General features: G+C 65.5%; 19 protein-coding genes and 1 pseudogene. 9 read left to right on the top strand and 11 right to left on the bottom strand.

All coding sequences use genetic code 11. The features are described from left to right. Nucleotides 1-921 precede the first annotated feature (921 nt). Nucleotides 922-1,326, top strand: coding sequence for a VOC family protein (locus tag WFH44_RS07780; RefSeq protein WP_336713068.1), 405 nt, complete (start codon nt 922-924; stop codon nt 1,324-1,326). Then, the gene (locus tag WFH44_RS07775) at nt 1,323-1,604 is read left to right on the top strand and encodes a winged helix-turn-helix transcriptional regulator (protein ID WP_336713067.1); all 282 of its coding nucleotides are present in this window, start codon (nt 1,323-1,325) and stop codon (nt 1,602-1,604) included. Before WFH44_RS07780 ends, WFH44_RS07775 begins: the two co-directional genes overlap by 4 nt. A 226-nt stretch (nt 1,605-1,830) precedes the next feature. On the opposite strand, the gene WFH44_RS07770 is transcribed toward WFH44_RS07775, so the two are convergent. The 4 genes from WFH44_RS07770 to pdxR form a co-directional block, all read right to left on the bottom strand. Further along, a complete protein-coding gene (locus tag WFH44_RS07770) occupies nt 1,831-2,235 on the bottom strand; it encodes a hypothetical protein (RefSeq protein WP_336713065.1) in 405 nt (134 codons plus the stop codon). 9 nt (nt 2,236-2,244) lie between these two features. Continuing rightward, nucleotides 2,245-2,796, bottom strand: coding sequence for a hypothetical protein (locus WFH44_RS07765; RefSeq protein ID WP_336713064.1), 552 nt, complete (start codon nt 2,794-2,796; stop codon nt 2,245-2,247). Further along, nucleotides 2,790-3,146 (bottom strand): hypothetical protein, encoded by a 357-nt coding sequence (locus WFH44_RS07760; protein ID WP_336713063.1) that lies wholly within the window; start codon nt 3,144-3,146, stop codon nt 2,790-2,792. The genes WFH44_RS07765 and WFH44_RS07760 overlap by 7 nt, the downstream gene beginning before the upstream one ends. Before the next feature lie 482 nt (nt 3,147-3,628). Next, nucleotides 3,629-5,071: a MocR-like pyridoxine biosynthesis transcription factor PdxR gene (gene pdxR, locus WFH44_RS07755; RefSeq protein ID WP_336713062.1), complete on the bottom strand. Its 1,443-nt coding sequence runs from the start codon at nt 5,069-5,071 to the stop codon at nt 3,629-3,631. Nucleotides 5,072-5,227: 156 nt separating this feature from the next. Between pdxR and WFH44_RS07750 the strand changes: the two genes are divergently transcribed. The 3 genes from WFH44_RS07750 (at nt 5,228) to WFH44_RS07740 (ending at nt 9,170) form a co-directional block, all read left to right on the top strand. After that, a complete protein-coding gene (locus WFH44_RS07750; protein ID WP_336713060.1) occupies nt 5,228-5,692 on the top strand; it encodes a GNAT family N-acetyltransferase in 465 nt (154 codons plus the stop codon). 18 nt (nt 5,693-5,710) lie between these two features. Further along, entirely contained in the window at nt 5,711-6,409 is a 699-nt protein-coding gene (locus WFH44_RS07745) for a GNAT family N-acetyltransferase (RefSeq protein ID WP_336713058.1), read from the top strand. 361 nt (nt 6,410-6,770) lie between these two features. Beyond that, nucleotides 6,771-9,170, top strand: a complete 2,400-nt coding sequence (locus tag WFH44_RS07740; RefSeq protein WP_336713056.1) for a penicillin acylase family protein — start codon at nt 6,771-6,773, stop codon at nt 9,168-9,170. 521 nt (nt 9,171-9,691) lie between these two features. On the opposite strand, the gene WFH44_RS07735 is transcribed toward WFH44_RS07740, so the two are convergent. From WFH44_RS07735 to WFH44_RS07725, 3 genes are read right to left on the bottom strand one after another with little or no spacing between them, the layout of a single operon-like run. Beyond that, complete coding sequence (locus tag WFH44_RS07735) at nt 9,692-10,519, bottom strand: fumarylacetoacetate hydrolase family protein (protein WP_336713054.1); 828 nt, start codon at nt 10,517-10,519, stop codon at nt 9,692-9,694. 32 nt (nt 10,520-10,551) lie between these two features. Then, nucleotides 10,552-11,475: a VOC family protein gene (locus WFH44_RS07730; protein WP_336713052.1), complete on the bottom strand. Its 924-nt coding sequence runs from the start codon at nt 11,473-11,475 to the stop codon at nt 10,552-10,554. A gap of 58 nt (nt 11,476-11,533) precedes the next feature. Further along, nucleotides 11,534-13,108 carry a bifunctional 3-(3-hydroxy-phenyl)propionate/3-hydroxycinnamic acid hydroxylase gene (locus tag WFH44_RS07725; RefSeq protein WP_336713050.1) on the bottom strand — a complete coding sequence of 525 codons (1,575 nt, stop codon included), beginning with the start codon at nt 13,106-13,108 and terminating at the stop codon, nt 11,534-11,536. Between the two features lie 128 nt (nt 13,109-13,236). Here WFH44_RS07725 and WFH44_RS07720 point away from each other — a divergent pair, with 128 nt between their 5' ends. Beyond that, nucleotides 13,237-14,031 carry an IclR family transcriptional regulator gene (locus WFH44_RS07720; RefSeq protein WP_336713049.1) on the top strand — a complete coding sequence of 265 codons (795 nt, stop codon included), beginning with the start codon at nt 13,237-13,239 and terminating at the stop codon, nt 14,029-14,031. 177 nt (nt 14,032-14,208) lie between these two features. Here WFH44_RS07720 and WFH44_RS07715 read toward each other — a convergent pair whose 3' ends face one another. From WFH44_RS07715 to WFH44_RS07705, 3 genes are all read right to left on the bottom strand, one after another. Continuing rightward, on the bottom strand, nt 14,209-15,684 hold the full coding sequence (locus tag WFH44_RS07715; protein WP_336713047.1) for an aldehyde dehydrogenase family protein: 1,476 nt from the start codon (nt 15,682-15,684) through the stop codon (nt 14,209-14,211). 44 nt (nt 15,685-15,728) lie between these two features. Further along, on the bottom strand, nt 15,729-17,183 hold the full coding sequence (locus WFH44_RS07710; protein WP_336713046.1) for a carotenoid oxygenase family protein: 1,455 nt from the start codon (nt 17,181-17,183) through the stop codon (nt 15,729-15,731). A gap of 66 nt (nt 17,184-17,249) precedes the next feature. After that, nucleotides 17,250-18,815 (bottom strand): FAD-binding oxidoreductase, encoded by a 1,566-nt coding sequence (locus WFH44_RS07705; RefSeq protein ID WP_336713044.1) that lies wholly within the window; start codon nt 18,813-18,815, stop codon nt 17,250-17,252. Nucleotides 18,816-19,011: 196 nt separating this feature from the next. On the opposite strand from WFH44_RS07705, the gene WFH44_RS07700 reads away from it, so the two are divergent. Beyond that, nucleotides 19,012-20,295, top strand: a complete 1,284-nt coding sequence (locus WFH44_RS07700; protein WP_336713042.1) for a PucR family transcriptional regulator — start codon at nt 19,012-19,014, stop codon at nt 20,293-20,295. A gap of 85 nt (nt 20,296-20,380) precedes the next feature. Here the strand turns inward: WFH44_RS07700 and WFH44_RS07695 are convergent, their stop codons facing one another. Continuing rightward, a complete protein-coding gene (locus WFH44_RS07695; protein ID WP_336713041.1) occupies nt 20,381-20,836 on the bottom strand; it encodes a DUF3237 domain-containing protein in 456 nt (151 codons plus the stop codon). A 161-nt stretch (nt 20,837-20,997) separates the two neighbouring features. On the opposite strand from WFH44_RS07695, the gene WFH44_RS07690 reads away from it, so the two are divergent. Both WFH44_RS07690 and WFH44_RS07685 read left to right on the top strand, forming a co-directional pair. After that, a complete protein-coding gene (locus tag WFH44_RS07690; protein WP_336713039.1) occupies nt 20,998-22,236 on the top strand; it encodes an MFS transporter in 1,239 nt (412 codons plus the stop codon). A 256-nt stretch (nt 22,237-22,492) separates the two neighbouring features. After that, nucleotides 22,493-23,064: pseudogene (locus WFH44_RS07685) on the top strand (recombinase family protein). The last annotated feature ends 87 nt before the right edge of the window (nt 23,065-23,151 follow it).

Here is a 23,151-nt window from a genome sequence, read left to right as displayed (position 1 = left end):
TATCCTGCTGCTCGATATGCGTGTTCAGGTACAGACTTAACCTGGCTAGAGCCCGCGCATGCGCAGCGCGGCCAAGTTTGAGAAGGCTGGACAACGGGTCTTAGCCCGCCTGCGTCCGCACCCTCCACTGCGCAAAGGTTAGGCACGGCAATCCCAGCCCGTGCCTGCACCCGCGCCGGGTACACAGCCGGACGGCATCCGGGCAGCTGTGAGACGTGAACTCACGCTGCTCTGAACTGTAGGGATCAGTGAATCAGCCGAAATTCGACAGCCACGCCCACGATATAAAGATCGCTCCCAATACAGTGAGGACAGCCACGATTGCGGCGAAACCCCAACGTCCAGTGCTCATGATTTCCCCCAATGCTCAGGAGAGCCTCCCAGCCCTCGTCCGTGCACTTCCGTATAGTGTGGCGTAGGCCGGGCAATCCAGCAACAGCCGCCGGCCACACGGATAGATAACCCCAGGTAGCAGTACGGGGATGCCGCCCATGTAACAACTCATAGCCCGGGCACCGCGGCCGTCGCGGAGAGCCATTCCCGGCTGGCTTCAGACCCACGGGCAAGTCCGTCCCTGGCCTTCGATTGCCGGGCCTCCAGGCCATGGCGACTGTGGGGAAGCACCAGCCCCGCCCCATCTCTGCCCGCCGCAATCCACGTGTGGGAAATGGCGCTGACAGCCCCGGAAGGCCACACCATTACGGAGCTGTCCAGCGGCGGTGTCCGCACTTTCAAGCCGGAGAAACCAAGGCGCCGGCAGGAGTCATAGCCGGCGGACCATCCTCAGTCGGGCAATCGTCCGATGCCCGCCCATCCCATGACGATACGCTCCCCTGCACCTCTGAATGGGCGCACAAGCCAACAAATCATTAGCGCGGCATAGGCTTGACGTCGCACTTGCATTTTGCAAGCATGAGCCGTATGAGCCTTTTCATCACCTGCCCGGTTGAGAGCGTCGAGCGTGCGACCGCCTTCTATACCTCCCTCGGCTGGACCCTCAACGCCAAGATGTCCGATCACAACGTGTCATGCTTCGCGATCGCGCCCGAGCAGTTCGTCATGCTCGGCAGCCGCGAGATGTACGCGAGCATCGGTGGCCCCGAGGAGCTGGTCGGCGGACCCGAAACCCCCTCGAAGGTCACGGTCTCATTCGACCTCGGCAGCCGCGAGGCGGTCGACGAGCTCATCGAACGCGCCGGCGCCGCCGGCGGGCGCATCGGTGACACCGACGACTACCCCTTCATGTACCAGCGCCAATTCGACGACCCCGACGGCTACCACTACTCGCCGTTTTGGATGAAGCCGGACGCCGATCCGACTGCGTGAGCGACCTCGCCGCGGCCCTCGACATCGTCGGAGCACGGTGGGCCCTGCTCATTGTGGAGCGGCTGCTCGACGGGCCACAGCGCTACGGCGATCTGCAGCGTGACCTCGGAGTGCCGACGAACATGCTCGCGACCCGCCTGCGCGAGCTCGAGGCCGCCGGCGTGCTGTCCCGCATGCCCCTCCGGCACAACACCCGGGCCTACGCGCTGACTGATCGCGGGCTCGCCCTGCGTGAGGCGATCGTCGCACTGGCACGCTGGGGCGGCGAGGAGGCCTAAGTTGAGGGCGGAGTCGCGATGCACTCCTACAAGCTCCCCCGACAGCTCGACCCGCGCGATCGTCGCGGCCATCGACCCCGGGCTGAAGACCCTGGCACACGAGGGAGAGTCCGCCTACCGGGACCGCTTTGAGCTGGTCTACCGCCGCACGCGCGAACGAGCAGTTTTCACCCCGGGGCCGGGGCGGTTACTGCTTCGGTGCGTCGGTTGGGGCGACGGCGAGGGCTCACATCCCTCTACTCGTGGCTCTGTCCACTGTGATGGTGACCTGCCCGACGGGAAGCTCCATGGTGGTCGTCACCTCGGTGCCGCAGCCCACGGTACCGGAGCCGAGTTCGCCGTCCGCGTTGCTGACCGTCACGGTGACCGAGCCCGGGCCCTGGCAGGCGATGCCGATCGCCTGCCAGCCTGCCGCCGTTGGCGTGAACTGGGTGCCTACTTCGCTGCCGGGAGTGATATACCCGGAGGCAATCGAAGCTCCGGGCGACCCCCAGCGCTCTTCATTGAACTGCTGGCTCGCCCAGTCGCCGTGATCAGCAGCCGAGGGCGCGTCCTCGGTCCCGCCGGTGCACGCGGTCACCGCCAGGAGCAGGGCCATGGCCAGGGAGCTGAGGACCGGACGGACTGTCATGGCCGCAGCCTAGCGGACTTCGGTCGAGCGGGAGCTGCCGCCCCCTGTTGCAGCTTGGTATCGGCGGATCCTGGCAACGTCTGTCAGCGCCCAGGCGGCGTCGACGGGGATATCATGCCGTTCGGTCCAGGACCAGAACCGTTCGGCTTCATCGAGCAGCGCCACACAGAACGCGGCCGGGTCGAGGCGCAGCCGGGTGTCGCCGACGGTGACAAGGGCGCCGCCGCGAATGCGTTCCAGGATGACCTGCAGCGGCTGGTCCGGGAACACCGTCTCGCCGCGTCCGCTGGACAGGTAGCCGTCGACCGTGCCGACCAGGCTGTGCCAGATGCCGCAGACGTCGTCCCAATTCGGGACACCGAGCAGCGGAATTCCGTCCCATGCGAGCCTGACGACGCCGTCGTTGTACCGGAGCTTGTGACAGACGCCGATGCGCAGCCACGCCTCGGCCGCAGCATCCTCGTCACCGAACAGGTCCGCCAGGTACGTCTCGGGGCGCGCGGCGAAGTCGTCGCGGCCCTCGACCGCGCGGACCAGGATGCCGGTCCTGCTGGTCAGCATTGGTTCGCCCCAGGCTCCGATACGTGAAGGTCGGGTAGGGCCGGGTGCGGGTCCTCGAACCAGGAGATCTCGACGTCGGTGATGCGTCCGTCCTCATGCCAGAGCAGCACCAGCGCTATGTCGCCAGGGTCCGTCCTTCCCCGGATGTCTGCTTCGAAAGACAGCGGGCACTCGGTGTCCGGCGGGAGCAGGGGCACGTCACCGGTCACCTGGACAGTGAAGCATTCCGGACAGTGTTCCTCCGGCATCGTGCTGCACGACGCCAATTGGGCCTCAAGCACCGGCGCCAGTCCGCCGGCGCGCCCGACGAGCTGACCGAAGAGGGACTGCTGCGGACGCGTCGGCTTCATGGCATCAGCCTAGCCATGCCTCAGCCCTGAACGCGGAGCCGGGCGGGAAGCTTGGCGTCCCTGGCCGCGCCACGCGCGGAGCCGGGCGGGAAGCTTGGCGTCCCTGGCCGCGCCACGCGCGGAGCCGGGCGGGAAGCTTGGCGTCCCTGGCCGCGCCACGCGCGGAGCCGGGCGGCAGCGCGATGCCGAGGTCCGCTCTGGCCATAGTCGCCCAGCCCCCGCTGAAAGCACCAACCCGCCGAAAGCCTACGCGGCGCCCTGAAAAGAGGCGCCGCGTAGCCTGCTTCCCCAAGTAATACGGCTGATGTCCGCAATGACGAGGACTGCCCCGGTTGGCCGGGCAGTATGCACTGCGCACATCTGGACTTCCTCATGGTTGCTCCCGAGACTTCACGGCCCCGGTTTCCCGTTGGGTTTGAGGGAAAGCAGCACTTCAGCGGCTCCGCCCGGATTGTAGGACCGGATTGCTGGCTGATCCGTGGCTATTCGGTGTTGAGGAGGTCGGCGATCTCCTGCAGGGCGAGGCGCAGCTGCAGGTCGGTAGGGGCGCCGTAGCCGAATACGATGCCGTTACGTCGTGGCTGGGTGCCGGCGTGGTAGTAGGTCTCAAGTGGGGCGACCTGGATGCCGCGCTCGGCGAGGAGCGTGACGATATGTCCGGCCGGTTTCCCGTCTTCCCAAGAGAGGGCGGCGTGCAGGCCGCCCTCGATCGCGTCCAGTTGGATGTGCGGGGCGAGGTTGGCGGTAGCGGTGATGACGAGGGAACGCCGGTGCGCGTATTCCCGCCCGACGCGGACCAGATGACGGCGCAGGCCGCCATTGCGCAGAAACTCCGCGAGGGCCGTCTGGACCAGACCGGACACGGGCTGCCCGAGGGTTTCACGGACCTCGAGGACCCGGGCGCGCAGACCGGGGTCCGGGATGACGAGATAGCCGCAGCGCAGCCAGGGGGTGAGTGTCTTGGAGTAGCTGCCGATCAGCGTCACCCGGTGCCCGCTATCGAGGGAGGCGATGGCGGGCAGCGACGGTGCACCGTGCCGGAACTCGCTGTCGTAGTCGTCCTCGAGAATGACCGCGCCCATGTCATTCGCCCAGGCGAGCATTGCCAGACGCGCCGCGACCGGCAGCCTGCCGCCCAAAGGGTACTGGTGGCTCGGGGTGAGCAGCACTGCGGCGAACGGTCCCGGTTCCCGGACGAGTGCGTCCGGGTCCATGCCGCCCTCCCTGACCGGGATCGGGACCGGGGTTGCTCCTAGGCGGGCGATCACCTTTTGCGCCGTGGGATAGCCCGGGTCCTCGGTTGCGATACGCGCACCTGCCGGACCTTCCGCGCGCAGCCCGTGAAGCAGCAGTCCGAGGCCGTCGCTCGTGCCGGCGGTCACCACGATCTCACCGGCACCGCACTGCACGCCCCGGGCGGCGCGCAGGTGATCGGCGATCAGCAAACGCAGACCCTCGTCACCCGCAGGCGGCGGCGGAAGGGAGGGCATCTCGCGCTTGACCGCATTGCGCCAGGCCGCCACCCAGTCGCGATTGGTGTGAAAGCTGGTCGACGGGCTCCCCGGCGACAGATTGATCACCCCGGAAGCGCGGTCGGGCGGGGAAGCGGCCCCCGGTGCCCGCCCCGGCCGGGCCGGTATGGGCTGCACTGCGGTGGCGGGCAGGTCATCCGCGACGAAGGTGCCGGCGCCCGGCGCACTGACCAGGTACCCTTCCCCGGCCAGGTCCTCGTATACCGAGACCACGGTGCCGCGTGAGACCCCCATCGCCGCGGCAAGGGCCCGGGTTGAGGGCAGCGGATCACCTGCGGCCACCTGCCCCGACAGCAGCGCCGCACGCAGCTGCCCGATCAGATGCTCGCGCGCGGTATGCCCTGGCGGTCGCGCGGTCTGGAGCACGAGGTTCATCGGGAACGCATGGCGCATACCCCCACCTTACTGGTCCAACCATTTGGCTCCTTTCCGGCATTGTGGCCGGACCGGAAACCTTCGTACCGTGTAACCGCGGCAGCACAAGGCCGGTCAGGCCCCGCTGCCAATGTTCCAGTACCACTACGAGAGCCAGGAAGAACCGCACCGCTCATGACTGATGCCACGACCGTTTCCGTCCGTCCGCTCGATCCCTCCGACGAACCCCGCTGGCGCGAGCTGTTCCGCGGCTACCGCGACTTCTACCGCCTGGACGAATCCGAGGAAGTCGTGGCGCGGGTGTGGGACTGGCTCATGGACCCTGGACACGAATGCCAGGCCCTGGTTGCCGAGGCCGCGGACGGCATCGTGGCGATCGGCCACTACCGCCGCTTCCCGCGCCCCTCCACCGGCACTGTCGGCATCTGGCTCGATGACCTCTTCACTGCACCCGAAGCCCGGGGCAAGGGCGCCGCACGTGCATTGATCCGCCGCCTCACCGAGATCGCAGGATCGCAGGGGCACTCAGTCCTGCGGTGGATCACCGCGGATGACAACCACCAGGCCCAGGCGCTCTACAACCAGGTCGCGGCCCGCACCCACTGGGTCACCTACGACGCCGCGGCGGCCAGCTCCTGAGCTGTGGGAAGAACCCCGATGACGACGACGAACCAGTACGGGCAGCCCATCGGTGATCCGGTTCCGGACTGGACACCGGCCGCACTTCCGGACACTCACACGCTTCCCGGACGATACTGCACACTCGAACTTCTCGACGCCGACCGGCACGCCGGCGACCTCCATACCGCCTACGCGGCCGCCTCCGACGACCGGGACTGGACCTACTTGCCGTACGGCCCGTTCCCTACGTTGGACTCCTACCGCGACTGGGCGATGGCCGCCGCGAAGAGCCGCGACCCCAGGCACTACGCCCTCATCAACAACGCCACCGGCCGTGCCCTCGGCACGCTCTCGCTCATGCGGCACGACCCCGCCAACGGGGCCATCGAGGTCGGCTGCGTCGCCTTCTCCCGCGCCCTCCAGCGCACCCCAGCCTCCACGGAAGCGCAGTTCCTGCTCATGCGGTACGCCTTCGACGACCTCGGGTACCGCCGGTACGAGTGGAAATGCGACAGCCTCAACGAACCCTCCCGCAGGGCCGCCGAGCGGCTCGGCTTCACCTACGAAGGCACGTTCCGCCACGCCGTCGTCTACAGGGGACGCAACCGCGACACCGCCTGGTTCGCCCTCACCGACCGCGACTGGCCGCCCGTGCGCGACGCCTTCGAGAAGTGGCTCGACCCCACCAACTTCGACACCGACGGCCGCCAGCGCGAACCCCTGCGGACACGCTGACCGGCCCTGCCGGACCACCATAAGGACGCCCCGCAACCGCAAGGGCCGAAATGCTACTGATCTCATCCATGCGTTTCAAGAGTAGAGTTCTTGATTGAACGGACGGTCAGGAATTAAGACCAGCTACCTTGCCCTCGGATCCTTCCGACGCAACACTAGGTAGGCCTGCGGCGGGATGCCATCCCGCTCCGCCGCGGGTCCCGTCGGCCCTGCACGCCATAAGCCCCGCAGTGCCGGCTCCTCCCCTCCCTCCGCCTCGCTTTGAGGCGTGCTCCAATCTGATTCAACGAGGAGTCTGATGACGAAGAAGTCCGCGTTAGCGGCAATTTCATTAATCCTGTCAACCAGCCTAGTTTCCGGGATGGCTGCTCCCGGCGCCATAGCCCAGGAACCAACGGCAGCGCAGGTCAGCCCCCAGGTCTCCGAAGCAGGTAAAGCAACCATCAAACGGGACAGCTACGGCGTTCCCCATGTTTATGCGGAAACCACCCGCGATCTCTTTTACGGTTATGGCTACGCCGTCGCCGAAGACCGGATGTTCCAACTCGAAATGGCAAAGCGGGCCGTCCTCGGGACCTCCGCCGAGGTGCTTGGGCCAGACTACGTGGAGATTGACAAGCGTTCCCGTGCCTCCTTCGATCCTGAGGCCATTGAGGCCCAGATCGAGGCTCTGCCGCAGGAAGACCGCGACATTCTCGAAGGTTACGCCGCCGGCTTCAACGAGCGCGTTCATGAGGTCATGGCGAACCAGGAGAACCTGCTGCCGAAGCAGTTCACCGATTACGGCTTCGAGCCCAGCATCTGGAGCGGTTACGACGTCGCCATGATCTGGGTGGGCACCATGGCCAACCGCTTCTCGGACAGCGCCGGCGAGCTGTCCAACCTCCAGGTCCTCCAGCAACTCACCGCCGAGTACGGCGCGGAGCAGGGCCAACTGCTGTTTGACCAGTTGCAGTGGACCGAAGATCCAACAGCGCCCACCACGGTACCCCGCGAGGACAAGAAGCACCCGAACAAGCTGGCCGTGGACAGCCCTTCCCAGCTGGCCGATCTTGCCAAGGTCTCACCGGACCTGGAAGACACCGGGCTGGCGTCCATGAAACAGTTCGGCGGCGGTGACTGGCCCGCAGTGAAACCCGAAGCCAGCAACCTCTGGATCGTGGGCAACAAGAAGTCCAAGGAAAAGGGCTCCATCCTCCTGAACGGCCCGCAATTCTCTTGGTTCAATCCCTCGTACGTCTACGGCATCGGCCTGCATGGAGCCGGATTCGATGTCACCGGCAACACCCCGTTTGCACACCCGACGATCCTGTTCGGCACCAACAAGAACATCAGCTGGGGCTCCACCGCAGGGCCGCTTGACGTCAACGACGTCTACCAGGAACAGCTAAACCCGGAGAACCCCCAAGAGTACAGGTACGACGGCCAGTGGCGCCCCATGGACGTGCGCACCGAAAAGATCGAGGTCGCCGGACAGGAACCCGTCGAACATCAGGTCTACTCCACCGTCCACGGCTACGTGACCAGCTTCGACGCAGCGAACAACACCGCCTACTCGAAGAAGCGCAGCTGGGCCGGCACGGAAATCCAGTCCTTCATGGCCTGGATCAAGATCATGAAGGCGCAGAACTGGGCAGAGTACCTGGAACAGGCCGAGAAGGTCGGCATCACGATCAACTGGTACTACGCCGACAAAGAAGGCAACATCGGCTACGTCTCTCCCGGAAAGCTGCCAATCCGCGCCGAAGGCCACGACCCGCGGCTGCCCGCCGTCGGCGATGGCTCCATGGAGTGGGAGGGCATCCGCCCCTTCTCCCAAAACCCCAAGGTCTACAACCCCAAGCAGGGCTACATCGTCAACTGGAATAACCAGTCGGCCGCCGGATTCAATGCCGGCTCCGGCAACTGGTCCCCCGTCGACCGGGTAAACGAGATCATCGAGCGACTGGAGGAAAAGCAGAAGTTCACCACCGACGAGATCTGGGATATCAACGAGGAAACGTCCTTCGCTGACCTGAATATCCGCTACTTCCGCCCGTTCCTCGAAGAGGCAGTGAAGACGCTCCCAGCGAAGGATTCCCTGGCCCAGGATGTCCGGCTCCTCACCAAGTGGGACGGCCAGCGGCGCGATAGGGACGACGACGGCAACCTGGATGGGCCGCAGGCACCGATCATGGACACCTGGTTGCCCATCCTCTTCGAATCCGTGCTCAAGGACGACCTTCCGGCCTCGGTGTTCGCGAACTACGCTCCGGGCACCGGCCTGGCGCGGCCCGCTAACGGCAGCAAACTCGTCTACAACGCCCTGCTGGGCGAGGACGCCGGCGTCAAGCAAAGCGTTGACTTCTTCAACGGCGCCGACAAAAAGAAGGTGTTGCTGGACACTTACCGCCAGGCGCTGGCCCAGTTGGGCGCCGAGCAGGGCGCGGACCGCTCAGCATGGAGCGTGCCGACACCCCAGCATGAGTTCTCCTACAAGAACTTCATCGGCGTCCCCCAGGCGAATCCGGAAGAAAACCTGACCGGACCCGCCTACATGAACCGCGGCACACAGAACGACATCGTCTCGCTCTTCGGTTCGGAAGCCGGCATGTGTACGGTCGCACCTCCGGGGCAGAGCGGTTTCATCGCACCCGACGGCACGAAATCCGAGCACTACGCGGACCAGCTGCAAATGTATGCGGATTTCGACTGCAAGACGGAGAATCTGTACCCGCGGCAGCTCGAGGCAAATCTGGAAAACACCACCGTTCTGAAGTAACGCACCGAGAAGAACGAAGGCGGCAGGTCACATAGTGACCTGCCGCCTTCCGCTTCCAAGGCATGTCGCATAAGCCGGTGCCGTTACGCGACAGCAAAACCCGAGCACTTATGCATGGCCTGCATGGGACGCTAGGGCCTTGAATTCCAGGCCTACCGCATCTCGTTGCTGTCCCGTTGGAGTATTCTCCAGCGCTCCACTCCCCCAAGCATGTGTCGGTGCGGCCAAGAATTCCCGGTCGACATAGTCACGGTTATCGGCGATTACCGTGATCCCAGGTGCGGCGCTTTGAGGAAGTAGGTGCCGGCTGCGTTTTGACCGCTGTAGTTGGCCGGGCTCAATGCTGCGCGGCTGAGGCAGGTATGGCCGGATTCGTGGCGAGGCCTCAATGACTGTGACATAGCCACAGGCGACTATTGAAGATCAGCGCCTTCCCTTATCGGGAAGGCGCTGATCTTCGGCCCGTCAACCGAGGGGCCTCGATGCCAGGCTCCGGCGTCGATTTTGTTCGGGGTGGCGCGTTAAATGGTTTCGGCGACTACCTTGTTGGTGATGCTCCCGACGCCTTCGATCTCAACGGTGACGGTATCGCCGTCGTGCAGGAACAGCTGCGGGTCGCGGCGGTAGCCGACTCCGGAGGGAGTGCCGGTGAGGATGATGTCGCCGGGTTCGAGGGTGGTGAATTCGGAAACGGTGGCGATGAGCCTACCGATGCTGAAGATCAGGCAGGACAGGTCCGATTTCTGCACGACCTGCCCGTTTAGAGTGGTGCTGATGCCGGCGGCGGTGAGGTCCACTTCCCCGGGGGTGACGATCCAGGGGCCGATGGGGGTGGAGTTGTCCCAGGCCTTGCCCTGCATCCATTGGTGGGTCTTGTACTGGTAGTCGCGGACGGTCACGTCGTTGCAGACCGAGTAGCCCAGCACGTGGTCCGGTGCGTTCTCTTCCGTAATGCGGCGCCCGCCCCGGCCGATCACGACGGCGAGTTCGCCCTCGTAGTCGACCTGACGGCCTTCAGGCGGGAGAATGATGTCGTCGTTGGGGCCGATGAGGCTGGAGGCGTATTTGGGGAACATCACCGGATAGGTTGGCAGATCGCGCTTGGTCTCTTCGATGTGGGACTTGTAGTTCAAGCCAACGCAGATGATCTTTCCCGCCCTGGGCGAGACCGGCCGCATCTTCACGTCGTCGGCCGCCACTTTGTCCTGGACCAGCCGTTCGGCTGCCTCGAGGACCTCGGTAGGGGTGTCCGGACCGATCTCCGTGATGCCGGCCAGCGGGATCAGGTGGGAGCCGTCGACCTCACCGACGTAGCAGCGGCCATTGTGTTCATAGTTTGCGTATGCCATTGGTGGTTTCCTTCGTTGTCTAGAGGCTGTCGTTAGCTGGCGCTGACTTTGCGCCAGGTGGGCAGCTGCCCGCCCCAGAGGTTCACGCTGTTGGGGATGGGTTCCCAGCGGCGCGGAACGTAGGTGACGCGGTCGTCGTGGAACTTCTCCATTTCGGCCGAGAGCTCGATGTGGTTGCCGGCGGGGTCGTCGAAGAAGACGAACAGGTTGTTGCCCGGGCCGTGGCGGCCGGGGCCCCAGGCGACGTTGACTCCCAGCTCGGTGAGCCGGTCGCACCAGGCTTTGAAGTCTTCCCATTCGGCCAGGTCGTAGGAGTAGTGGTCGATGTCTCCGCCCTTGCCGGTGTAGACGACGGCGAGGGTGTGGTGGTCTCTGTCGGAGCGGAGCCAGCAGAAGTTGCCGTCCTGGAGCTGGTCTGAGATTCGGAAGCCGACCGTGTCCGTGTAGAAGGAGACCATCCGGGGGACGTTGCCGCTGCCCAGGGTGGTGTGCTGGAACTTGATCGGGCGGCGGCCGGTGTCGGCGGCGTTTTCGCCCTGGCGCTGGACCTGGGAGTGGAAGTGCACTTCGGTGCCGTCGGGGTCGAGGACCGCGATTCCCTGCGGTTTGCCGACCGGTGCTGTGATGTGTCCGGCTTCAAGCTCACGGACGGCATGCCCGGCTGCTTCCAGACGTTCCCGGATCCCGGCGAGACCGTTGGAGTCGCGTACTTCGAAGGCGTAGTAGGCCAGTCCCTTGGGTCCTTCGAGCAGGTCGATGACGTGGTGGCCGCCGCCCCAGCCGAGCCGGACCCCGTTGGTCAGTTCCTCATGCCGGATGAGGCCGAGGACGCGTCCGTAGAAGGCTTCGGCGGCCTCGATATCTGGCACATAAAAGCCGATGTGCGAGACGGCCGTTTCGCGCAGGGTGCCGACGGCGCCCTTTTCCTGCAGGACGGTACGGGTGGGTCGTTCCATGATGTTGTTTCCTCTCGGACGGGGGCGGATGTGGTAGCTGCTGGTAGTCGGTGCCGGATCAGGCGCGCCAGGCGGAGGTGGTGGCGATGACGGCGGGGGTATCGGCCGGGTTCCATACAGCCGCGGTGAACCGGTCGGGCCGCAGCAGCACGAAACAGCCTCGGTAGCGCTCGAACTCCCGGTACAGTCCGCCGTCGAGATCCATCAGGACGCCGGCGGCGCCGGTGTCCCGGGGCTGAGTGTCGCCCATGGGCACGTGCCATTCGGTAGCGCCGAACCGTTTGGCGAGTTCGGCAACGTCATTCCAGGCTGCCGGGTCTGTGTCCACGCCGAACAGTGACCAGCCGTTACCGACGATTTGGTCCAGCCGGGCCGCGGTGTGGGTTGTGGCTTCGAAGACCAGCGGCTGGCCGATGGCCAGGCCGGCATCAGCGGTCGCGGTGAGTCCCTGGCTGTAACGCGCCATCGGGCGGTAGCGCATTTCCTCAAAGAAGGCGCGGCCTTCTTCGGTCTCCAGTGCTGCCCGGACCAGTTCGTCGCGGCGTGCCGCTACCCGGGTGGAGGTGGTCATGACCACGCTGCCGAGGCGGACGGACTGGGCGATGATGGCGGCGGCGTGTGGCTTCCGCTCGGTCTCGTAGCTGTCGAGGATGACGTCGGGGGCCTTGCCGGAAACCACCTCGGCGATTTTCCAGGCGAGGTTCGCGGCATCGCGGATCCCCGAGTTCAGGCCTTGTCCGGCGAACGGGGGCATCATGTGGGCGGCATCTCCCAGGAGGAAGAACCGGCCCTCGCGCCATCGGTTGGCGTTGACGGCGTTGAACCGGTAGTTGACCGCTCGTTCCACATGGTGCGGCTCCAGGTCACGGTAGGGTGCGACGAGCTTGCGGATCAGTTCGAACTCCGGGCCCGTCTCCGGTTCACCTTCGCCGTCGAAGAGTCTGAACTCATAGCGGCAGCGTCCGTCCAGGCCGGGGACGATCACGTGCGGGCGGACCGGATCGCCGTGGTGCATTCCGTAGCGCTCGGTGTGCGGATCCTCGAGGGTGTCGGCGACCAGCCACACATCCGGATAGCTGCGTCCGGTCATGACGTTTCCGAAGAGTCCGCGCACAATGGACCGGCCGCCGTCGGCGCCCAGCACGTACCGGGCCGCAAAGCGCACGGTCCCTTCCGGCCCTTCCGCGGTGAGCTGGGCGCGGTCGGCGTCCTGCTCGACGCCGGTCACCCGCGTCCGGAAGCGCAGGTCCACGCACGCGGACCGGTTCAGGGCATCTGCCAGCACTTGTTCCAGGTCAGGCTGTGCGAACGGGTTCTTGAACGGATAGCCAAGGCGGTAAGGCACCGCCGCGCGGGCCTGGAACAGCGTTTTGTTCTCTGCGTCGTAATAGCGCGTCCCGGTGCCCGGAACGATGATGCCCAGGACGTCCCCGGCAATGCCTGCCTGCTGGTAGGTGCGCAGCGCCTCGTCATCAATGCTGATCGCCTTGGGTTCCTCACTGGTGCCCTCCCGCTGCTCCAGCACCGTCACCCCGATGCCGCGGGCGGCCAGCAGGGCGGCCACGGTCATTCCGACGGGACCGGCGCCCACGACAAGGACGTCCGTGTCGACGCTTCCTTTTCGCTTGTCCATTTCGGTGTCCTCTCTGCCAAGCGTGCAATCAGCCTAAAGCCAATGTGTCCTATTTTCAAGGTCACATGTCCTGTAAAATAGGATTAGATGGCAAGGAGTGGGCGGGAAGGATGGATATGCTGAAGCGCATGGCAGCAGAAACAACGACGGCTAGCGGCTACCGCGACCGGAACAGCACCGCGGACAAGGCTCTGACGATCCTCGAAATGTTCAGCGAGCAGCAGCTCCATGTTTCGGCCGTCGAAGTCGCGTCCGAACTTTCGGTGGCCCGCTCGACCGCTTACCGCTACCTCGAGTCGCTTGTCTCGCGCGGATTCCTTGAGGAGTCCCCCGGCGGGGGCTTCCGGCTCGGCCTGAGGGTCCTGGAACTGGCCCGGCTGGCGCGCCAGGGATACGGCCTGTCCGAAGTGGCACTGCCCCGAATGCGTCGGCTGTGTGAAGAGTTCGGGCAGACGGTACTGCTGACCCGCCGCGCAGGCACCTCCGTGGTGTGCCTGGAACGCGAAGTGCCCGCGGGCCAGTTGCTGCGGATCTCTTACGAACGCGGCAGCCAGCTGCCCCTAACCGCGGGGGCCTCCGCGCTGGTCCTGCTGGGCTGGCTGCCCGAGGATGAGGCCCGCTCCCTGCTCGAGTCGGCCGAGCGGCCCCGCTTCACGCCGAATACGCTCTCTGGCGTGGAGGAACTGATGGGGCGGCTGCGGCAGATCCGCTCCGACGGCTACAGCGTCACCTACGCCGAGGTCGACCCGGACGCGCTCGGCATCGCAGCCCCCATCTTCGACCAGGGCGGAAACGCGGCTGCCGGAATCAGCGTCGTTGCGCTGGGCAGCCGGGTCAGCGAAAGCGAACGGGCCGACATCATCGAAGGGCTGCGTTCGGCGGCCGCTGAGATCAGCAAGGTTCTCGGCCTCGCCGAAGGATAACCGGCCGCGGGGGCTTCCTCCGGGCTCCTACATTCGGTCGTGGCTGCCATGCAGTTTTCGGGTGCAGTCCCCGGGACACGGTTTGGCGGCGCGCCGGCGACCTTCAAACAGGACGAGGGCGGTCTGTCCCGGACATGGTTGTCCGGGGCAGACCGCCCTCCTTTGTTCCCGCCCGTGTCAGAGGCGGGTGACGCCGATGGTGTGGTCAGTGGTGAATTCCTCGATGGCCCAGTCGCCGTTGAAGCGGCCCAGGCCGGAGTTGCGTTCCCCGCCGAAGGCCACGTGTGCCTCGTCCTGGATGGTCATCTCGTTAATGAAGGTCATGCCTGCCTTGACCTGGTGGGCGAACTGCAGGCCGCGGTCGAGGTTCTGGGTGAAAACCGCGCTGGAGAGGCCGAAGACGTGGTCGTTGGCCAGCCGGAGGGCGTGGGTCTCGTCCTCGGCGCGCAGGATGGCGACCATGGGTCCGAAGATCTCTTCGCGGGCGATTTCCATGTCCGGGGTGACGTCGGCGAACACGTGCGGGGGCACCACCCGGCCGTTGATCTGGCCTTCGACGACGGTGCGGGCGCCGGCTTCCTTGGCCCAGGCGATCTTCTGCTTCAGGCCGGCGAGCTGGGAGTCGTTGACCACCGGGCCCACCAGGGTGCCTTCTCCCGCAGGGTCGCCGTAGGGTACGGACTTGGCGGCCTCGGTGAAGCGGGCGACGAATTCGTCGTAGACGGGGGCTTCGACGATGATCCGGTTCACGGACATGCAGATCTGGCCCGAGTGCAGGAAGGCGCCGGGGACGGCGGCAGCCACGGCCGCGTCCAGGTCGGCGTCGTCGAGCACCACCAGCGGGGCGTTGCCGCCCAGTTCCAGGGCGACCTTCTTCAGGTGCTGCCCGCCGGTGGCCACGGTGCCGACGTTCTGGCCCACGGGGGTGGAGCCGGTGAAGGAGATCAGCCCCGGCACGGGGTGGGCGACGAAGTCGTCGCCGATCTCGGAGCCGGCGCCGATGACCACGGAGAGTACGCCTGCGGGCAGGCCCGCCTCTTCGAAGATCCGGGCCAGGATGAGCCCGCCGGTGACGGGGGTGTCGCTGGCCGGTTTGATGACCACGGCGTTGCCCAGGGCCAGGGCGGGTGCGACCGAGCGCTGGGACAGGTGCAGGGGGAAGTTCCAGGGGCTGATCACACCGACAACGCCGATGGGCTTGCGGTAGACCCGCATTTCCCGGTTGGGGGTGTTGGACTCGAAGATCCTGCCGTGGACGCGGGAGGGGAAGGAAGCGGCCTCTTGTGTGATACCGGCGGCGAGGGAGATCTCGATGTTGGCCTTCAGGACGGTGGAACCGGATTCCCGGACCAGCCAGTCCACGATTTCCTCGCGGCGTTCCTCGAGGATTTGCGCGGCGCGGCGCATGACGGCCTGGCGCTCGGCCGGGGGCCGGGCGGCCCATTGCGCCTGTGCGGTCTCGGCGGCGCGGTAGGCGTCTTCGACGTCGGCGACGGAGGCCTGGCGGATGGTGGTCAGCACGCTGTCGTCGTAGGGGTTGGTCACGGTGAGGGTCTTTGCGGACCGGCCCTCGCGCCATTGCCCGGCGATGTACTGCAGGGAGGTGTCCTGTCCGGCGAAGACCGCCGGGGCCTCGGTGGTGGTGATGCTCATGGGTGTCGCTCCTGTCGCGGTAAGCGTGGAAGGTAGGGGGTTGTCTAGTTGGCGTGTTCGCTGGCGAGGACGCGCAGGGAGTCTTCGATGTCCTCGCGGTCGGACCAGCTGCCGTGGAAGCCGAAGGGCACGCGGCCGGGCAGCTTGACACGGGCCAGCGGTGTGCGCCCGAAATCGGCGGTGTCGTAGATGCACAGCTCGCTCAGTTCGGTCTGCCGGTTCCACCAGATTGAGAGCAGGTAGCCGTCGTCTTCGTTCACGGCTCCGGCCCGGGGCACGAAGATCGGTTCGGAGGGGTTGGTCAGGTCATCCAGTCCCTCGATGACGGTGACGGTTTCCTTCGTGAGGTCGGTCTTGGCCAGGCCGTCGCTCATGGTGTCGGCGTCCCGGCCGCGGGTGGTGGCGAAGTAGCCGAACTTGTGTTCCAGCCCAACCTTGTTCGGGTTGATCGCGGGGAATTCGCCGGCGACGTGGCTGGTGGCCTGGTTGGTGACCCTGCCGGTGGCGGTGTTGACGGTCCAGCGCCACGGGATTGCGTTCATGAACCACTCGTGTGAGGCGACCGGGCGGGTGATGCGGTCGGCGGGGGTGCCGAAGCGTTCCTTGATGCGCGGGGCCTCGATGACGATTTCGTCTCCGCGTTCGTAGGCGTTGAAGAAGTGCGTGGGGAAGAACGTCTCGTCGACCCGGTAGGTGCGCACTTCGTGGGTGGTCCGGTGCATGGTGACGATTTCGACGCCGTTGTTCGTGGCTGCGGGGTCCCACACCAGTCCAGGTTTGCCCTGTCCGATGTTGGGCGCGAGGAACAGGCCCGGGGTGACGAAGAAGATCGCGTAGTTCCGGCTGACCGCGAAGTCGTGGAACATCGAGGGCGCGCTGGTGCTGAAGGAGAAGGTGTCGAGCACCTTTCCGTGCCGGTCGGCCTCGTACCAGGTGACGTTGTTGCCCATGTAGGAGTAGAAGAGCATGTTCCCGGTGTCCGGGTCGATCTTGTAGTGAGCGGTGCAGGTGAACGGGACGTCGCCGTTGAAGTCGTATGTGCCGTACGTTTCCAAGGACTGCGGGTTCATTTGGTGCGGCAGCCCGCCCTCGAAGAAGACGAGCAGGCGGTCGGCCAGGACGCCGACGTTGGTGTTGGGCACGTTCTTCATCGGCGGAGCACCGGCCGGCAGGGCCGGGGCAGTGCCGCCGTTGACGAAGCCGGAGTAGATCGCTTCGCCGGCCTCCATCTCGATCTTCAGCGCGTCGGTCATGACCCACTTGTTCCGGTAGGCCGCCTTGCCGTCGCGCAGGTAGGTGGCGTAGACCATGCCGTCGCCTTCGAACCAGTGGTAGCGGTCGGTGTTGCGGGGCTTGAACCTGGGGTTGGACCCGGTACGGAAGAGCGCGCCGTCCAGGTCTTCGGGGATCTTGCCGATGACTTCGAGGTCGAAGGCCTCGGTCTCCTCGTGCCAGGGGGTAAAGGGTCCGTTGAGGAATTTGTTGTCTGTCTCCCACATGGTGGGTTCTCCTTGGATGGTTGCTGAAGGGGAGGGCCGGGCCGGAGCGGCCCGTTCGGTCGGGTCTCAGTCGGCGAGACGGTTTGCGGTACCCCAGATGCCGTGGTTGCCCGGCGAGAGGATCCCGGCCGGGTCGAGGGCATCCTTGAGGCTGGTGTAGAGCCGATGCAGGGCATGGTTGTTGAAATCGAAGCGGGAGGTGATGTCCTCGATGAGGGCCGGGTGGGCCCGGTACTCGGTCCAGCCCCATTCGGCGGCCCGGGCGCACATCTTCCTTACCGCGTCCCTGGCCGCCCGGGCCTCGCCTGCGTCGTTGACATCGAAGAACACCATGCACGCCCCGACCAGGCTGCGGCTGTTGGCGATCCAGCCGAAGCCTGCCACCAGGCCCGCCTCGTCCAGGATCTGCTGCACCATGGCCTCGTGGCGGGCGGCGGCCTCCCCGGTGAACGGGATGACGGGTGAGAAATCGATGTGCCCGATGCTTTCCCCGAAGTGCTTGTGCATCATGTCCAGCAGGAACATGTTCGGGATGCCGGCCGGGACCAGGTCCAGTGGGTGGACCTGGTCGGGGTCGACTCCGCCCGGGTAGGTGCGCAGCTCCACGGTGACTCCGGGCAGGTGGGAGACGGCGGCCCGCAGCGTTTCCTCGCGCGCCTTGACGATCGCGGACGGCCCGTAGAAGGACACCCGGGCGTCCCAGCGTCCCGGCGGCAGGGTGGCCGAGAGCCTGGCCTTCTTCGATTGCCCCGTGGTGTCATCCATCGGGCTGAACCGGCGGCCTTCGGGCGGTTCCGGGGAGCTGACAATCAACGGATGGCCCTGGATGGTGCCGTCGAGCATCAGCGGGCGGAGTGCGTCGATGAGCCCGGCAATGTCCTCGTCGTTGTGGCAGATGACCGACCCGGTCGTGAAGATTTCGGGTTCGGGCATCAGCCACAGGCCCATTTTGGTCACGATGCCGAAGTTGGACTGCATGAACAGGCTGTCCAGGGACGGGCCGAAGCCGCGCTTGTGCCGCTGCCACAACGGGCTGTCGGTGATCGCACCTTGGCCGGTGCGGACCACATCGCCGCTGGCCAGGACCACTTCCATGCCGCACGCGGCGGAGGCATTGTCGCCGTTGACGGTGTAGCCGTAGCCGTGCTCGAGCGTGTTGCCGATGATGCTGCCCCAGCCCAGATCCGGCACGGACATCATCAGTTTGCTGCCCCGGGCCTTCAGCTCGTTGTAGAGGTCGAAGAACCTGACGCCGGGTTCGACCAGGGCGTAGCCGGCCTCTTCGTTGATTTCCAGGATCCGGTTCATCCGGCGCAGGTTCAGTACGACGGAGCCGTTGACCACCGGGGCGGATCCGCCATAGCCGAAGTTGCGGCCCATCGAAGAGGTCCACAGGTGGATACCGAATTCGGAGGCGATCTGCACGATGGCCTGGACTTCCTCGACCGTCGCCGGCTGGACCACGAACGACGGCTGGTAGTCCTTCGCGTTCCCGCCCTCGTACGGGTCGTGGAACTCCCTGACCCGGCTTTCCTCGTCGAGTACGGTGTCTTCGCCGAGAACCTCGGCCATCCGTTCCCGGGCCTGGTCCAGCATCGATGATGAACCCTTAAGACCAGCTGTTTGTGTCACGCTGACGTCCTTCCCAAACTTCTGCCGGCGCTCCACCTCAAGCGCCTCGCACAGCTATTGTGGTTCGGGGCACATGCCCGGTTCTTGCCCTGCAGCGGCAAGAAAAGCTGCCCGGTTTGGTGTGTGAAGCCAAAAGAGCCGGACACCGGCATCCGCTCAGGTGTGCAGTCCATTCAGAAACGAGGAAACAAAGCAGATGACGTGGTTGGAGGGACTGCAGCCGCCGGAACGTGAATACCCCGCTGCGCCGGCTTCCGCCCCGCAGGTCATTACCGGCGCCCGCGAGGAAATCGGCCCGTCGGCAACGGCCTGGGCCGTGGAGGCCGCGGCAGAGATCGTTGAACAGGTTGAGGCCGATTTCAGTGCCGCAGGAACGCCGGGCATGATGACCGGATCGGAGCGGGAAGGCTGCGAAGCCTGCCTTCTGACCACCCTGATCGGCCTGCGCAATGGCACTCCCGCTTCGCAAATCACTGCGCCCGCCGGAGCCCAGGAGAATATTCGGCTCTCGGTCCGTCAGGGCGTGCCCATCGGCACCGTGCTGCGCACGGTGTGGGCCTGCCACACCCGGGTGCAGGACGCGCTGCTGTCCGTGCTGGAGCGCGAGGTCGGACCCGAACGCCTCGTGACGGAAGTCCGGGAATTGAACGCTGCGCTCTTTTCATACGTGAACTCCTACATCCGCGACCTCATGGCCGGCTATGAGGACGAGCTCTCCCTCTGGCACGGCCGACTGCCCGCCGAACGGCTGCGGATCATGACGGCTCTGCTCGAAGGCGAAGACCCTCCCGCCGACGCAGAACAGATCCTGGGACTGCGGCTGGGCAACCACCATCTCCTCGGCGTGGCCTGGCCATCCACCAGCGGGCACCTGCCCGACCGCGAGGCCGTCCTCAACCGGTACGGCACCGAAACCGGGCGCCTGCTCGGAGCCGCGGGAACGCTAATCCTCCAGCACGAAGGCACCACGCGCTTCTGGTGGACATTCAATTCCAAGCCGGCAGGCGACATCGTTTCCATTGCCCGGGACGCTCCCCGGCCGCCTTGGATGAAGCTCGCCCTAGGAACCGTCAGGCCGGGACTTGCGGGACTCCGCGTCAGCTACTTTGACTCCCTGCAGGCAGCGGCGGTAGGACGCCTCGCAGCCGAAGGAACCTTCTGGGCCTACGAAGAGGCCGGCCTGCTGGCACTGCTGACCGCGGACCGGGAAGCGGCCGGACGGTTCGTCCGGACGGAACTGTCAGGCCTGCTCGGCCAGGATCCGAAGACCGCCGACATCCGTGAAACCCTCAGGCACTTCCTACTCTCCGGCAGCAGCCGGGTAGCGGCCGCCCAGGCCCTGCACCTGGCAACCAACACGGTCGCCTACCGGGTCAAACGCGCCGGCGAGCAATTGGCCAGGCCTGCCGGTGAACGGCCCATCCAGACGCTGATGGCCCTGGAACTTGCCCACGCGTTCCCCAAGTTAATGGAGAACTAACCGGCTCCGGGAGCAGACATCCGGTCGGCGCCGAGCAGGCCGCCGGGACAATGCCTGGGATTGCCGCTTTGATCGTCCGGGGACGTCACGGTATCCGGTAAATATCAACCACGACCTGGTCAGCCCGTGTCGGGGGACGCAGATCCCCGGCGAATACCGACTCATTCAGCCATTGATGGCGGCCCATGTCCGCCTCGAACCGGGGCTGGGTGCGGCAGTACCAGCCTGCCGGGTCCATGGGGACCCCGGAAAAGATCTGCTGCATCGTGGCGTCATCCTGGGTTCCCCAACCTTCGTTGGTGACCATGATCAGGGCACCGTCGTCCGCCCTGATCGTATAGCGTGCCCACAAGTGGACGATTCCATCCGGGCGCACGAGATTCCAGTCGGCTCCGCCGGGAAGAATGTCTCCCTTGAGCAATGGCCCCTCAAAGCGGCCGCCGGTAATGGGAATGATGCGCCGGGTTCCCTGCGGGGTGGCCCCCACCTCCACGGGAGCATCAAGATCCACGTACAGCGTAAATGCCAATTCCAGTTCCATAACTGCTCCTGTTTCCTGCCGTCAGATACCCCAGTATGCGGTGTCCTGAAAAATAGGTCTTGACTTGCGCAATACAGGACAGCATAGTTATCGGCGAATGTGAAGGCAATCACAACATTCCTTGTCTGCCTTCATTCCGAGACTCACTCCGAAGGAACTCCATGGATAATGTCATCGCCGAAGACGCAACGAAGCGTCCGCTTGATCCATCCGGCCGGCCGGGCCGCCGTGCCGGAGTCCCCCAGGCGATTCTGCTGCTCGCCGGCAGCTGCATGCCCATCATGGGCTCGGTGCTGCTCGCACCGGTGCTGCCCCGCATGGGCCAAGAGTTCGCAGGCACACCAGGGTCCGAAATTCTGGTGCCGCTGGTACTCACCGCCCCCGCCCTGATGATGGCGCTGCTGGCACCATTTGCCGGTGCCATTGCGGACCGGACCGGGAGAAAAAGACTCCTGATTGCAGCCATGATCGCCTATGCCTTCCTGGGAACCGCTCCGGTCTGGCTCGACTCCCTGGCCGCAATCGTGGCCACCCGGGTCGGCGTGGGCATAACGGAGGCCGCCATCATGACATGCTGCACAACGCTCATCGCCGACTACTTCGTGGGCGAACGCCGGAACAAGTACCTCGGACTCCAGGCCATGTTGGGCACCCTGGCCGCAACGGCCTTCATGGCACTGGGCGGTGCGCTCGGCAGCGGAGGCTGGCAGATACCGTTTGGCATTTACGCGGTCAGCCTCGTCATCGCCGCTGCAATGCTATTCCTGCTCTGGGAACCCGGGAAAGCAGACGCGCCTGAGGCGAAGGTGCCGGTACCTTGGCACGCCGTCGGTGTTCCCGCCCTCGTCAGCCTCTTCGGCGGCATAGTCTTCTATGCACTCGTGGTCCACCTCCCCTTCGTCATCGCCGGCCTCGGTGCCACCGACGTGTCCTTCATCGGCATGGGCGCCGCCATTGCCGCGTTCGCCACCGCCCTCGGCTCGATTTCCTTCCGCTGGTTGGTGCGGGCAGGGACCGGAAAACTGCTGCCTGCAGCCCTTGCAGTGGCAGCCATCGGACTCCTGGCCGTCTGGCTGGCCCCCTCACCCGCACTGGCAATCCTCGGTGCAGTTGTCGCCGGACTGGGCACCGGAGTGCTGCTCCCCACCCTCCTCACCTGGGCCCTGTCGGGCCTGAGTTTCAGCGAACGCGGACGCGGAACCGGCATCTGGACGGCGGCCTTTTGGTCAGGCCAGTTCCTGACGCCCATCGTCATCGCCGCACTGGGCGGCATGGCAGGAGGGCTGCAACCCGGGCTCGGATTCCTCGGCGCCCTCACCCTTGTCGCGGCCGCCGCCACGGCTTTCGCCTTCACGCGCCGATCCAATCACCGCACGGCGGCAACGAAGGCCGCGGCGTGAAGAATGCCCAACAGCTTTAACCATCAATCTGCTCCTGTGAGGGGTGCGCAAATTGCATGACGCACCCCTCACAGGAGTGTCGACACCAGGCACTGGCGCAATTCTGACCGTCCCATTTATGGGTCCTTCACCGCGACGCTTCACCCTTACTCCCCTACTCAAGAAAATTCCTTACAAACGCTGGCTTCACCGATTCGCATATACCCCGCCCGCAAAAAAGCCCGGTGAAGGCACCCTAACCGCTACACTCGGCCGCGTGACCGCGCATCTCGTCGGATACGCCCGCGTATCAACCAATCAGCAGGACCTGACCGCACAGCGCAATGGACTAGCTGCCCTCGGCGTCCCCGAAGATCGGATCTACACCGACCACGGGCTGACCGGCACAAACCGCGCGCGCCCCGGACTGCGCGAAGCCATTGCCGCGGTCCGCGCCGGCGACACCCTGGTCGTGCCAAACTGGACCGGCTCGCCCGCTCCGTCCCCTATGCACGGGACATCGTCGAAGAGCTGACAAAAAAGAACGTGAAACTGAGCATCGGCGGATCCGTGCACGACCCAACGGACCCGGTCGGCCGGCTCCTCTTTAACGTCCTGGCCATGGTCGCCGAATTCGAAACCGACCTCATCCGGGCCCGCACCCGCGAAGGCATGCAGGTTGCCAAGGCCAAAGGCCGGCTCCGTGGGAAGCAGCCCAAACTCTCCAAGAGCCAGGAAGCCCACCTCGTGTCCCTCTATAAGGGAGGTCAGCACACCACCGCGGAAATCGCCGAACTGTTCAAGGTCGCGCGCAGCACGGTATACCGCATCGTCCAACGCACGTCGTAGCCTGTCACTCCCGGCATGGCAGGTCTCGGCGCGCTGCCCTTGCCGTGTTCCGTTCCTCCGGAAATTTGCCGTGGAAGGTGCAGGCCG

The organism is Arthrobacter sp. USHLN218 (assembly GCF_037144715.1).
Classification (GTDB): domain Bacteria; phylum Actinomycetota; class Actinomycetes; order Actinomycetales; family Micrococcaceae; genus Crystallibacter.
Note: the sequence above shows the minus strand (reverse complement) of the source record. Positions and strands in the feature narration are given on the sequence as shown.